This window comes from Paenibacillus sp. WC2504 (assembly GCF_052682475.1).
Map to the genome: position 1 here is coordinate 7,846,761 of NZ_JBQZFH010000001.1, position 13,743 is coordinate 7,860,503.

The following is a 13,743-nucleotide window of genomic DNA, read 5'->3' on the forward strand; positions in this document are numbered from 1 at the left end:
TTCAAATGAGGTGTGAGGGGCGGCCCTAATCACAAAAAAGACAGCAGGCACTCGTCGAGATGCCGGCTGTCCTTCGTTTATTTTTGTCCGTAATACGCATTAACGCCATGTTTTCTAAGAAAGTGCCGATCCAGCAGCGTTTGATCCATAGGCTGGATTGCTGAATTTAACTCGAAGGTGCGGTAACCGATCTTCGCGACTTCCTCTAGAACGACAGCGTTATGCACCGCATTGTGCGGGTCCTTCCCCCAACTGAAAGGAGCATGGCAGTTCACCAGCACGCCCGGTACCATCGCCGGGTCGAGATCACGGAACGTCTCGATGATGACGTTGCCCGTCTCCAGCTCGTAGGCTCCTTTAATCTCAGCCTCCGTCATGAGACGCGTGCAAGGGACTTCCCCGTAGAAGTAGTCCGCGTGTGTTGTGCCCAGTGCAGGGATGCCCCTCCCGGCCTGCGCCCAGCTTGTCGCCCATGGCGAATGCGTGTGCACGATCCCGCCAATGGCCGGGAAGGCGCGGTACAACGCCAAATGCGTCGGCGTGTCTGAGGAAGGCTTCAACGTGCCTTCTACGACTCGGCCTTCCAGATCGACGACCACGAGATCTTCGGCCTTCAAGTCTTCGTAAGGCACGCCGCTAGGCTTGATCACGACAAGCCCTTGCTCCCGGTCAATCCCGCTGACATTGCCCCAAGTAAATGTGACGAGCTGATATTTGGGCAAATCCAAATTTGCTTCCAGTACCGCTTGTTTCAAATTCTCCAGCACGTGTACTCAACACCTTCCGATATGAATGTACGTATAATGTACTATTATACACTTGTACGTACATGTTATCTAGATAGTGGAGATATAAAGTTTGAGGTGTACAACTTGTATGTACACCTCATTTTTTAATGCCGTTAATGATTAAGTATGTATAATTGAGAAAACAAGGGTCTTGCCATCCGGCTCAAGCCGCGTCTCCACGGAGAAGCTGCCAATCTGCTTCGTCGTTGTTTCCAGTACGCCCTTTGCTGCAGCGCGCTCACACGCATCTGTAAAGTGGCGATAGAAGATGTCCGCATCATAACCAAAAAGGAAATCCGTAAACTTGCGAATACTTTCCATATTGCGCGCCAGAGTCCCATCCTCAAGGCGAACGGTTACGCCATAGGTCAAAAATTGAGGATCAAGCCACAACGATGCTTCATTACTGTTACGTATATCAGCTGTCGCCCCGTTCACGGCAAGCGCTTTGGCATCCGCATCGCGGAACAGGCGGAGCGTTGTTTCTTCCAAGTCATAATTCGTCCCTCGCAGCTTGCCTGCATCCTCCATCATGCTATAAGCATCGAGCATGCGCTGATCAGGGAATATCAGTTTTTTATAGCTGCCATCTTTGGTCGGTACGACTTTAATGAAGGAGTCTCCCTCGTTTTTCACGCTGATCCGCTTGGACTTCGTCTGCAAACGAGTAATAATTTGCAAGGCTTCTGCACGGGTAACATATCGCCCCACACCAAAATAACCGTTCGGGTATCCTTCCATAATCCCCTTCGTCATCGCTTCGCCGATAAATTTCTGCTGTCTGGACGTCGCGCTTTGCAGATCACCGAATTGGGAAGCCGCTTTGAGGCTGTATACCTCATCTTCCAAATACTCGGTTTCCTTCAGCAAGTAATACAAAATCTCAGCTACGTCCTCACGTTTCAGCTTCGCTTTATAATCCGTGAACTGCCCTTTACTAATGAAATGAAGATCGCTGGCCAAGTCCAAGTACGGCTTCGCCCAATACCCAACCGTGCTTGGCTTAAAGGTGAAATCCCGGTAATCCTGTTTCAAAATGCTCTGATTACCCGCGCTTAGTGCTTGCAGAAAGCTTGCTTTCCAATTGCGCTCACCATTCGGAAACTTATCTGTAAACGCAAGCAAAACGATTTTCACGAATTGGTCAGCCGTCACCGCATCATCTGGTCGAAACGTTCCGTCCGGGAATCCATCCAGCAGCCCTTGCTGCGCCATCTGGGTAATCGTCTGCTCCGCCCAGTGCCCTCGTATGTCCGACATCGTAGCCGCTTCACTTTTTGTTTGTCCAACCCCTATGGTTATTACACAGCAAGCCACTGCTATGGCTATCCATTTATTCAACTGCCCCATGTTAAGACTCTCCGCCCTCTACAAATTTTTGATACCAACTTGTACCAATCTCTAGGATAAGGCTTCTATTAACCTTTGAGAATAGCCTTAAAGCCTAGTAAGAGAAGAGTGCCAAGCACTAGCAGGATTGGGTCTATAGCCGCAGGGGCGGGCTTTAATCCATGAATGATTCCGTCTCTCTGCATATTAAAAAGGACCACACCCTCTACAACCGTAGAAAGTATAGTCCTATTATTCCGGCACTTAGCCCAATTTTCTGCCTGCGCCAACGGTTTTCATTGAATTGTAGTAACGGAGCCAATCTGTTATGTATAACATCTTTGTTAGGAAATCCGGTGCGCTCCCCTGCAAGTAGGCATATTTCTCCTGCTGGAGCAGCTGATGCATCTCAAAGCTTTTCAGAAATACGGCTTTCACAAAGGCCTCTTCCGTTTGCGGCTTGTGAAGATCCGTTCCCCTAGAGAGTTCAATTTCCTCAAAAATCACGCCTCTATAATAAGGATGCACATTGACCTGTCGCCCCATATCCACGTATGCAAGACCTGTATACTCAAAAGGCAGCCAAATTAAATTCGTCTTCTTATCTTCCAGTTTAACGGTATACGCTAAGCCCATATTCAAGGCAACTGGCTGAGGGTAATTGTTAATGACTCCGGAACGCAGGTGATCCATGACATGCTCAACGAAATTCATTGTGTTCTTCCTCTCCAAAGGACCTGATTTACATGCAGTATCCTTCCTACATATTGCGTGCTAATACCTTCTATTGTCAAGGCTGCAATTCGCATTTGCCCTATTATTTGCATAAAAAATACCAATACCTGCGATACTAATCCAAAGACATTTTGAAGTGAAGAGGACGGGTTTCCTTTGTCAACACATTCCACCTCCCGATGGACAATGGCTGCTGTCAGAAGGTTTGATATTATCTATGCCCAACGCCGCAACCCCTTCATGGTTGCCTGGTGGTCAGCCTCCTTCCCTGGTTTTGGACATCTGCTCATGTACAAGAACACGACAGGTGTTCTGTTAACGCTTTCTGAAGTCATTATTAATTCATTGGCCAATATTAATCTGGCTATGGTGTATTCGTTTAGCGGCAATTTCGCGATGGCGAAGCAAGTTTTGCGTCCCGAGTGGCTATTCGGTTATATGTTTATTTATTTTTTTGCAATCTGGGACAGCTATCGCTGCTCCATTGAAGCGAATAAGCACTACGAACTGGCCATGCTGGAAAACGGACGAATCCCGATACATCTCATGCGTTCAACCGGCATCCAGTTTCTTGAGAAAAAGAGACCTCTTATCGCCGCCTACTGCTCATTTCTTTTTCCGGGTCTTGGACAGCTATACAACAAGCACATTTGGCTTGGCTTTTACGGTATTTTCTGGTGGTGGATTTATCTCACATTTTCTCACTTCTATGAAGCGCTTATGGCTCTCATCTTGGGTCATAACCGTATGGTTGTCAGTATTCTGAACCCTCAGTGGCTTATGTTCATGCCTTCCGTTCTAGGAGGTGCCATGTACCATTCTTATACCAGCTCGATTGAACAAAATCGGCTTTTCCGCATCACCCAGCGTCAATTTTTAACCGATTATTATGAGAAAGCCAGGATCGCATCGATGAATGGAACCGAGATGAACTCTCCTTTGTGGATGATAGGCACATTTGAGCATTGTACGGAGTTAGAGCAAGCTTTAAGCATGTTGGAGCACAGCGGTATTCATCCAAGCCGCATTCGCCCCGTCCTCATGGACGCCCATGCAGATAAATCGTTATCCATTGTTGATCAACGCTTTGATCGTACAGCTAAATCCGTTGAAATCGGCTTTGCCAGCGCAACAGCCTGCAGTGTCTTGGGGATTAGCCTAGGCTTCATCTTAGAATGGGGGCCTATCATTTGGGGACTTATCTACGGTTTTGGCGGCTTCCTGCTCGGGTTCGGCATCGGACTCCTTATCAAATCCAAACATTCCCTCCCTCATCAAAAGCATAAGCTTCCGGAAGTGACGGTGCTGGTTCAGTATCTAAATGAGGAGGAAGCTGCGCTCATTCATGAGACGTTCTGGCGTTACAAAGCTATCACAGTGGGTAGAATCGACCGCCAGCACGCTAATCCTGCGCTTTAAACGGCTGAACAACACGTTGGAACCCTTCAGCCGTTTCATTTAGACGGATAATTCGGTAGCGTCCACTTCCTATATACAGGACCCATTCTCTTCCCCGGCTCAAATCTCCTCTAGAATCCGACCTACTTCTTTTCTGCCTATCTAACTTCATTCTCCGACTCTTGCGGCAATATCCTTTCGAATTATTTAAGTAGGGGGATAATGCCGTAAAAATTTTTTGGGCGTTTTGCGAACTTTTTGGAACCTGCAAACGTCTAATTCAGAGAGGTGAGAGAATGGAGACGACCGGTGTCCATGTATTTGAGTATTTAAAGTACGTATCTGAAACAACAGATCAAAAAGTCATTCTTCGCAATTTAATGGAGACCTACGGAAATGATGTTTGGAATTACGCTTTCAGCATTTGCCGCAACTCCGATTTAGCTGATGATATTGCCCAAGATGCCTTCCTAAAAGTTTATCGCAATCTTACTACATTCCGCGGCGAAGCTTCGGTTAAGACCTGGCTTCTTACGATTACACGCAATACTACTTATGACTATTTACGCAAGGCCTTCTGGCGCAAAGTTACCCTTGTTGGCTTCATTCAATCTACAGGTACATCAAGTTCTGCCGAAACAGAAGCTATGGAGAAATTATATGCCAGCGACATTTGGAAAAAAGTAATTTCCCTTCCACCGAAATACAGGGAAATTCTGATTTTGCATGCCCACTATCAGCTCTCAACGAAAGAAATGGCGTCTATCCTTAATATATCGGAGGGAACCGTTAAATCACGGCTTCATCACGCCAGACTCAAGGTGGTCAAATTGAAGGAGCGTGAGGCTCTTGAAGAATCCTGATCCGGATGATTTACGCAAACAATTGGAATCAGGACCGCTTGAGCGCCCAGGCTTTACTTCCAAGCTTCAGCGCGAGATTGAAGAAGCGGTTGAACGCAAAGAACGAACGAAGCCAAGAATCAAGCCCATGCTTTGCTTCGCTGGTGTCGGTGCAATCGCGGCCGCGATCTTGCTTTTCCCTTGGAATACGCTACATACCCAAAGTGATGCCGCACCTGTCGCAGATGCAGCCATCACAGCAACAACTGCGTCCTTAAACCTCTCTCCTACGCCGATTACCACGGCTTTGCTGATTGGCTTAAGGACCGAACATGAGCCTGCCAGCGAGCCTGGGCGCGTACTGAAACCCATGCGCTATAGTACCTATCGCACGATGCTGATCGCGCCTGTTCGGGGGCAGCTGCAGAAGACGTCCGAAGGCTCAGGGATTCTTATGCCTTATAAGCAAAACTTCTGGAAAATCGATTCGTTGGTCCATCGAACGAAAACAGATGAATTCCATTACTTATCCGCTCATTTGGCGGATCAGCCCGTGAAACCGGAAGTTTTCCCGGATCAAGAAGACGAGCAGCTCAATCGGACAGAAACCCTCCTATTTGCAGGGAATCAATATGTATCTATTGCCGAGTCGGAACAGACCGTGCGTGGCGGCACGCCCTATCAGGCAGATCGCATCTGGGTCCGCACACTGCCGCAATTAAAAGAAGGCCACACCGTACAGTTTTACAACAAACCGGTGGACAAGAATCACGTATCTATCGCTGATGTCTACGGCACGAACACGAATATCAGCGGCGTGCTTGCAAGCATATCCAGCAGTTTGCGCGGCGAGGTCTCTGGCGAAAGCTGGACGGTTCAGCGTGAACCAGGGCACTGGGTTGGCAAGGTCGCTGAAACGCCGCGTGTCACAAACACGGCGGCAGTACCCGACAGCTATGCGCTGCATGACTTCCCGCGAGAGCTGCCCGATAAAGTCGTCAACCACGACGATTTGTGCTGCAACTGGAACGGCATTCAGTCTTCCTGGCCGCAAGCGACCGATGCTTTAACTTCGCCGATGAACGATATGCTCGTTATCTTTGAAAACGGCAAGCTCAAGTTCTATCCCTACGGCCAGGCACCCGGGAGTGATCCACAGCTTGTGCTGAATCTGCTCCCCGGTGAGCAGCTTGTCATGGCGCAGTGGGCCACAGATCATTATGTCGAGGAATGGATTGATAAGGTTGGTCGGTATTTAGCACCAGAGACGGATAAACATGTGCCGTCGATTGATTAAAAACAAGAAAGGTCCATTCCCCAGTTGTTGGGAATGGACTCTTTTTTCATTGTCATTTGTTTCATGTCCTGAATACAATGTTACAGCTAATTGCCTAAGCCTAAAGAGCTTAAGAAGAAAGGATGACGATACAGAACAATGAAAAGATCATATAAGCTCACCGAAATCGCCGGCAAAATCGGAAAGACACGTGCATCTGTCGTCGAATGGTCCAATCACTTTCGCGAATTTCTTCCGATCGTAGCGGTTGACGGTTCACTCAGGTACACGGAAGAGGCCATCGAAATGTTTCGAGTCATCGCCAGGATGAAAGACGCCAATAAGCCACTTAAGTTCATAAAAGAACAGTTACAGGAAATGCGTGATAAGGAAGCTCTTGCACTTCCCAAAGATATACAAACTGCGCAACCTGAAACTCCGGCTTCTCCTCCGTCTCCTGCTATTTCCGGCTCCATTACTCCCCCGCTGGCTGTCAACAAATCGAACGCTCAGTTTAACAATGATACGATCGAATTGCGTAATTCGGTACAGCTCCTCAAGCAAAAGATAGAATCGAACAAAACAACGGAGAAGTTAAAGGACTACGCAGATAACCTGAATCAAAAAGCCAGTATAGCATCAGTTACAGCCGGCAGAGCTTCATCACCTGCTATGGATCACTCCAACTTTCAGTTCGATCTGTTAACGCATAAATTCACAGAGCTAAGCGCCATTGTCCATTCTCTCATGCAGAAGGTCATAAAAACACCGGAACAAACAAGTCAGGAAGAAAGCTTGATAACCACTGTTGAAGCATTGGATACACGATATCATAGCGTTTCGGATGAAATAGCGGACCTGCGTAATGAAATCCAGCGTCTCGCGCAATCGCAAGAGCAAGTGCAGGCGCAAGTCCAAGCACAACCCGAGACTTCGGAGATCGACCTCAAAGGTGAGATCCTCTCCGCTGCAACTGAGCTACTGAGACCACAAGTCGAAGGTGTTTCGGAGGAAGTACAGAAGCTGGGCAACCGCTGTGACGCCCTTACGGAGGAAGTAACGGAACTTAGCAGCGTTAATCAGATTCTTGTTAACAAGATCGCTGAGCTCATTGAACAGGACATCCGAAGTGAAATCGCTACAACCATTGAATTGTTACACCGACAATTTGAAGGTGCTTCTCTTAAAGTGAAAGGACTTCAGAATGTCATCCAAGCTATTCAACAGCAGATCCAAGAAGCCTCTGAACAAGACGTCAAAGGTGAACTGCTTATTGCCACAACGCAGTTGCTGAACCAGCAATATGAAGGCGTTACCGGGGAAATGAACCAACTGAAAGATGACCTGAACAAAAAATACGATGACATGTTTCAAAAAATGACTGCACAGCAACGATTACTGGATAAGATTGCCGAATTCTTAGGCTATCCTGTTATCAATTGATCGTCATGGATTGCATAAATAATAGACCTTCCTTCACGCAGCAGCGGGCTCTATTATTTATGCATTTGCTGTTTCATGCGGTCAACTTACCTGTGATGTCTTCTTCCCAGGGTTCGAGCTCATGAAAACATCAATAAACGCCTGCGCATAGCTGGGATCCCACTGCGTCCCTTTGCCCTCCGCGAGAATGGCCATCGCCTTCTCAACCGCCATCCCCTTCCGATAAGGACGATCGGAGGTCATTGCGTCGAACGCATCGGCTACCGCGATAATGCGCCCAAATTCTGGGATCTCCTGGCCTTTCAGGCCGTCCGGATATCCCTTGCCATCATAGCGCTCATGATGTGAGCGCACGCCCGGAAGCAAAGGCGCCATCGCCTCCGCCGGCTCAATTTGCTTCAGGATCGATTCGCCTAGCACCGGATGCAGCTTGATTTTCTCAAACTCCTCAGCGGTCAATCGGCCCTCTTTCAGCAATACATTGTCACGAACGCCTATCTTCCCTATGTCATGAAGCAGGGCTGTTTTCTTCAATAGATCGAGTTCCTGCTCACTTAAAGCCACAGCTTTTCCAATCAGAAGGGAATACTGAGCAACGCGTGTGGAGTGCCCTGCCGTATAAGCATCTCTAGCGTCAAGGGCAGCAGCTAATGTGGAATAATAACTCTGCAGCAGCTGATTATTCATACTCTCGCGCGCTTCAAGCCCTTTGACCATATGATTAAAACCTGCAACCAATCTTGAAAATTCATCTGAATATAAATCCGAAGCCCTAACCTGCAGGTCCCCGGATTGCACGTCTCTCATCGCTCGGTACAAGTCTCCGATAGGCTGTTGAATATCTCTGGCCAGCATCCGTGCCCCAAGAGAGGAAAACCCCACGCCAAGCAGCAGAATGATCCCCGCCCACTTCCAATAATCCACCGTAAAATCCGAAGACTGTGAAAGAAGACGAATTTGCGTTGCTAAGCTAAAAAGGAACAGCGGCATCGTTCCAATCAAGAACGCGCTTAACTGGAATTTGCGTTGAATGGAAACAATCACGCGCCCATCCAAAGAGACGTCCTCCCCATAAAGGCGCTGGCCTACCTCACGGATATGGATAAGAACCGGCCGGATCGCCTGGGCTGTCGTAAAAAATTCAAGCAAAGCATGCATGCTTGCCACAAGCACAGCACCTACTCCGGCAAGCCCAATATAATAAGCCGGCAGTGAAAGCCAGCCCATCGCAATCCCGATGGACGCCATCGTCATGGCTGGAATCGACAGGCCAAGAAAATGAGGCCCCAGAATCCGTTTCACGGACAGTGCCGGAAAGCGATGAGTTTGCAAATAAGCGTCCCGAATGGACGTTAAGTCAGGCGCCTCCTGCTTCAGCAGGGTCCGAATGGGTTGCATGTGCCTGCGAAACACCAGCAGCTCCGCCAGCATCATGACACCTAGGGAAATGGTCATAATGAAGAAAATACGCACCATTTCTGCATTCGAAATGGATAAGGTCGTTGAAATAATGACCCCGCCAACCACAACAACAGCAATACCCGAACCTATGATATAATTGCGGATCAAATCTCGCAGAAACCTTTGGTAAATAACCATGACGGATGCCTCATTTCACTCTAAACTTAGTCCCTATTGTATAGCAATTCGCCCTTTTACGCTTATAAAAAAATGCCCTCAGCCCTAGGGGCCAAGGACATTCACTTGGATTCATTCCGTTTCCTTATTCACATTAGGCACATTGTCCTTGCCGAGGAAGGCGCGTGCAAGCTCCGTAACACTCTGACCTGTTAGTGTCTGCGTAATTTCAGGCACTTGGGCGATCATTTTGACGATGTCGCCTGTCACCTTGTTCACGCCGGATGTCGCACCGTCTTGGGAGATCACCGTGATTTTGTCCACGTTGCTCAGTGGCGCTGCAATCTTCTCCGCTAACTCCGGCAGAATGCGAAGAATTTCCACCGTCACCGCCGCCTGCGTGTACTGCTTGTAGGCTTCGGCTTTCTTCTCCAGCGCCTCCGCTTCAGCAAGCCCCGCCAAGCGAACGACTTCCGCATTCGCTTTCCCTTTGGCGAGCTCCGCCTCGGCCGTCGCTTCACCGCGCTTTCTCGTCGACTCGGCATCCGCCTCGGCTTCGAGAATTTGCCGCTGTTTGCTCACTTCGGCGCGCATAATCGCAGCCTGCTTCTCCGCTTCGGCGGGCTTGATGACCGACGCCTCGAGTTCCTTTTGCTTCAGCTCAACTTCAATCTGCCGTACGGTCTTGTTCGCTTCAGCTTCCATCTGCCTGATTCTCACCTGCTCCGTCACGAGCGACTGCTGAATCTGCTTCTGCTTCAGCTCATAAGCCAAGTCCGCTTCCGCCTGCCGGCTCGTCGTTTCCTGCTTAAACTCCGCTTCTCGCATGCTTAGCTCTTTGCGGTACTGCGCTTCTTTGGCCGATGCGACCGTTTCGGCTTCGACCTTCAGCTGGTGCGCCTCTGCTTTGCGAATAGCCGATTCTTTTTCTGTATCCGCTTGTCGGATCTGGATGTCCCGTTCGACCTCGGCTCTGGCAATGCTGGCGCTTTTGCGGATGCGCTCCACTTCCGGCACACCAAGGTTCTCAATATAACCTTGATCATCCGCCACACGCTTGAGGACGAAGGAGATCAGGCTCAGCCCCATTTTATCCAAATCCTCCGAGCACGTCTCCCTCATCTTGCTGTTCAACTCATCCGGATTCTTGAGGATAGCTTCTACCGTTAATTGGCCAACCAACCCGCGCAGATGCCCCTCAACGGAATGAAGAATCATCATTTCACGCTCCAGCAGCGTGTGGTCCAGAAACTGCTCGGAGGCCGTGGCGATGGCGATGGGGTCGCTTTGAATTTTGATCTGGGCAACCGCCTCGATCTTAAGCCGTATCCCCTGTTGAGAGAACATGGGCTGATCCGGCTTGACGTCGAAGCTCATGAGCATCATGGAAATTGTTTTGTAGCTCTGAAAGCCCGGAATGACAAACGTTCCTCCGCCCTGCACGACGCGTTTGCCGCCCAAACCGAACACGATCATCGCCTCATTCGGCGGAACTTTCTTATAGGCTCTAACAATGGTAGTAAGTAAAATGAAAACAACAAGCACAATCGCAACAACCGTATACAAAATCGTTAACGTCATCAAATAACCTCCCGGAAGTTAGTAATACCCTCAAGTTTAATCACTAAATTGACTTACTGTAGCGACGCCTTTATCCATATGAAGAATGACCACCCTCGCTCCTTTGGGTATCGATTCTCCAAGCTCGGATCGCGCGCTGATGGACCGTTTGGTCCCTTGCATCACAATCACCATCTCGCCGATTCCCTTTCCGTTAATGGGCACAATCAGCTTCCCTAACTGTCCATTGAGTTCAAAATCGCTTTCTCTCATGCTGTCATCATGCTTATAGATGACTTTGGCATAGAAAAGGAAGAACAGCCAACCCACAAAAAGCCCGGCGCCAATAGCAATGAGCAGGATGAATAAACTGCTGGTCATTCCTACCTCACTCAGCATATACCCCATCCCACCGAATACCGTTAAGCTCGCTAATAGGGAAGACAAGTTGAAGAAGGACGGTCCCCCATGGCCATGTGCTCCTCCGGTATCTCCGTGGACCTCGAAAAAGTCGCCTCCAAAAAATGTAACAAGAACAGTTAGTACAAGGCCTACAAAAAAACATACCGCAAACAAAGTCATCATAGACGTCACCTCCTTGTGGCCTCCTTCAGGAAGCATACTCCATCTAATAAATATAGACGAAATTGGTAATAAAAGGTTTCGGTCAAAAAATAATCCGTTTTCAAGCGAATCCTTCTTTGGTGCATAGCGTATAATCATTGGACGTCTTTTTGTTATTTCTATTAAAACTAAGGAGTAGATTAACACATGTACAAAAAGAAAATGACTTGGTGGGTATCCGCCGCCATGGTGTTCCTGCTGCTTGCGCTGACAGGTTGCCAAGCTGTACAAGGCTTAGATCTTGCTGAGGCGATTAAAAACAGCGCAACCGTGAAGTCCTCCGAATCCAAAGGCACCTTGCAGATTGAGTTCGTCCCCGGCGACACCTCCAAGCTAACAGCTGACGAGCAGAAGTCGCTCAGCGCTCTGCAACATGTACAAGTTGAGCTTACGAACGTGAAAACACAGAACGCACAACAGACTTCAGCAGAAGGTACAATTACATACGGGAAGGGCTCCATCCCCTTCAAGCTTGCTACAGAAGGTACGAAAATTATTTTAAGTATTGAAGGCGCGAAAAAACCGATTGTTTATGACGTCTTAGGCGGGTCGGATGCAACGCTCACCAAAATGCTGCCAACCGTCATTCAGGAACAGTTCGGAAATAAACTAGCCGAGATTAAATCTTCGGTAATTGGACTTATTTTAGCGAATACGGCAAATCCTTCGAATATTTCGGTCTCATCTGTTACGGACAAAGTTAACGGTGCCGACCTCTCCCTCCAGCAAGCACATATTGAACTGAACGGCACTGAGCTAGCCACCCTGCTCCAGAAACTGTTCAGCAATATCTTGGCGGACGAAGCTGGATTAAAAGAGCTGCTGAGCCAATTGTACGATGCTTTGTCACCTGTGATTGAAGATCAGGTCAAGTCCGGTTCCGCCGACTTCGCCATGACGATTTTGAGCAACAAACAATTAGCCATCGGACTCGTTTATGAGCCTATCCATGATTTCCTGGAGAAAGCGGCTGCCTCTTTCGAAGAAGCCATTAGCGGGAATGCCGAGCAAGGTGTGATGCCCATTAAAGGCTTGTTTGACGCCAAGTCTACGCTGCAGGCTGATCTTTACATCGATGCCGATAAATTCATTCGTAAGCAAACACTTGCGGTCAACGTCCCGCTTCCCGATAAAGGCACTGGCGTTGCAGGGCTTAAAATCTCCTTCGCAAGCGAAACCTGGAATATGAATAAACCGGTTACAGCTGATACCATGGATATCTCCGGCGGCGCCGTACAAGTTGGAAAGGACGCTTCCTCCATTTATCGCGTGCTGGGCGACTTGGATAACCAGTCCACATTCTACAAAATGCTTCGTGAAGATATGAAAGTAACGAAGAAGGAAGTTAACTTAAAGCTGACGGATGGCGATGCTGGCTCGACTAGCGATACACCGCAGCCATTCATTAATGCAGATAACAAAACCATGGTGCCGGTGCGCTTTATATCCGAAAAGCTTGGCGCTGAGGTTAGCTGGAACGGCGACTTGCAGGAAGTTACCATCAAAGACTTGTTAAGCGGTAAAACGATTGTACTGAAACTTGATAGTAAGATTGCTACTGTTGACGGTGCTTCCATTGAGTTGGAAAGTGCTGCAACGCTCCATAATGGATCTACCTTCGTGCCGATTCGTTTCATCGCAGAGTCGCTTGGCGGTAAAGTATCCTTTGACGATGATACTCGTGTGGTAACAATTAAACGCGATTAGTATCTTGGAATAAGTGGATAGGCAAACGCACCTTTTTCGGACGGCTGAATAGTCTGTAGTGAACCTAGGCAAAAAGCCTACCGATGCGCGCAGCCGCACGAAAAAGGAGCGAAAGCTATGTATATGAATCCGTCGCAACACCCCGGTCATCAAGGATCGCAAGTTCTTTATCAAGCAGAACCAGACTGGCAGCATCAAATGATGCACAAGCGGAACACGATTATGGGAGCTGTTCACCCCCATGTCGGTCGTACGATTCGCGTCACAACTATAGACGGTCATACGTATGAAGGCGTGCTGGTGAATGTGGATGGCCACCATGCTTATCTGCATGTTACCCCGCATGCTCAGCCTTTCGGGCACCACAGACCTATATATACGCCTGCTCAGTACAATCAAATTTTGACGTTAGTTCTGTTCGAGCTGCTAGTCATTTTATTGCTTGCTTAAAAGGAAAGTTCGC

General features: G+C 48.4%; 12 protein-coding genes. 6 read left to right on the top strand and 6 right to left on the bottom strand.

Annotated elements, in window-relative coordinates; all coding sequences use genetic code 11:
• Positions 1-77 precede the first annotated feature (77 nt).
• From araD to ACUN27_RS35860, 3 genes are all read right to left on the bottom strand, one after another.
• On the bottom strand, positions 78-767 hold the full coding sequence (gene araD, locus ACUN27_RS35850) for an L-ribulose-5-phosphate 4-epimerase (protein ID WP_309492452.1): 690 nt from the start codon (positions 765-767) through the stop codon (positions 78-80).
• Between the two features lie 141 nt (positions 768-908).
• Positions 909-2,138 carry an S-layer homology domain-containing protein gene (locus ACUN27_RS35855; RefSeq protein WP_315954976.1) on the bottom strand — a complete coding sequence of 410 codons (1,230 nt, stop codon included), beginning with the start codon at positions 2,136-2,138 and terminating at the stop codon, positions 909-911.
• Between the two features lie 243 nt (positions 2,139-2,381).
• The gene (locus ACUN27_RS35860; RefSeq protein WP_315954977.1) at positions 2,382-2,831 is read right to left on the bottom strand and encodes a hypothetical protein; all 450 of its coding nucleotides are present in this window, start codon (positions 2,829-2,831) and stop codon (positions 2,382-2,384) included.
• 177 nt (positions 2,832-3,008) lie between these two features.
• Here ACUN27_RS35860 and ACUN27_RS35865 point away from each other — a divergent pair, with 177 nt between their 5' ends.
• From ACUN27_RS35865 to ACUN27_RS35880, 4 genes are all read left to right on the top strand, one after another.
• Positions 3,009-4,271, top strand: a complete 1,263-nt coding sequence (locus ACUN27_RS35865) for a hypothetical protein (protein ID WP_445560522.1) — start codon at positions 3,009-3,011, stop codon at positions 4,269-4,271.
• A gap of 275 nt (positions 4,272-4,546) precedes the next feature.
• The gene (locus tag ACUN27_RS35870; protein WP_127457751.1) at positions 4,547-5,113 is read left to right on the top strand and encodes an RNA polymerase sigma factor; all 567 of its coding nucleotides are present in this window, start codon (positions 4,547-4,549) and stop codon (positions 5,111-5,113) included.
• Positions 5,100-6,389 carry a hypothetical protein gene (locus ACUN27_RS35875; RefSeq protein ID WP_315954980.1) on the top strand — a complete coding sequence of 430 codons (1,290 nt, stop codon included), beginning with the start codon at positions 5,100-5,102 and terminating at the stop codon, positions 6,387-6,389. The genes ACUN27_RS35870 and ACUN27_RS35875 overlap by 14 nt, the downstream gene beginning before the upstream one ends.
• Before the next feature lie 138 nt (positions 6,390-6,527).
• Positions 6,528-7,811, top strand: coding sequence for a MerR family transcriptional regulator (locus tag ACUN27_RS35880; RefSeq protein WP_445560523.1), 1,284 nt, complete (start codon positions 6,528-6,530; stop codon positions 7,809-7,811).
• An 81-nt stretch (positions 7,812-7,892) separates the two neighbouring features.
• Here the strand turns inward: ACUN27_RS35880 and ACUN27_RS35885 are convergent, their stop codons facing one another.
• The 3 genes from ACUN27_RS35885 to ACUN27_RS35895 all read right to left on the bottom strand — a co-directional run bounded on the left by ACUN27_RS35885 (position 7,893) and on the right by ACUN27_RS35895 (position 11,534).
• Positions 7,893-9,410, bottom strand: a complete 1,518-nt coding sequence (locus ACUN27_RS35885; protein ID WP_326062282.1) for an HD domain-containing phosphohydrolase — start codon at positions 9,408-9,410, stop codon at positions 7,893-7,895.
• Positions 9,411-9,521: 111 nt separating this feature from the next.
• Complete coding sequence (locus tag ACUN27_RS35890; protein WP_315954983.1) at positions 9,522-10,970, bottom strand: flotillin family protein; 1,449 nt, start codon at positions 10,968-10,970, stop codon at positions 9,522-9,524.
• A gap of 36 nt (positions 10,971-11,006) precedes the next feature.
• Positions 11,007-11,534: an NfeD family protein gene (locus ACUN27_RS35895; protein ID WP_157323527.1), complete on the bottom strand. Its 528-nt coding sequence runs from the start codon at positions 11,532-11,534 to the stop codon at positions 11,007-11,009.
• A 186-nt stretch (positions 11,535-11,720) separates the two neighbouring features.
• Here ACUN27_RS35895 and ACUN27_RS35900 point away from each other — a divergent pair, with 186 nt between their 5' ends.
• On the top strand, positions 11,721-13,280 hold the full coding sequence (locus ACUN27_RS35900) for a copper amine oxidase N-terminal domain-containing protein (RefSeq protein ID WP_315954984.1): 1,560 nt from the start codon (positions 11,721-11,723) through the stop codon (positions 13,278-13,280).
• A gap of 117 nt (positions 13,281-13,397) precedes the next feature.
• Positions 13,398-13,730: a hypothetical protein gene (locus ACUN27_RS35905; protein WP_326062283.1), complete on the top strand. Its 333-nt coding sequence runs from the start codon at positions 13,398-13,400 to the stop codon at positions 13,728-13,730.
• The last annotated feature ends 13 nt before the right edge of the window (positions 13,731-13,743 follow it).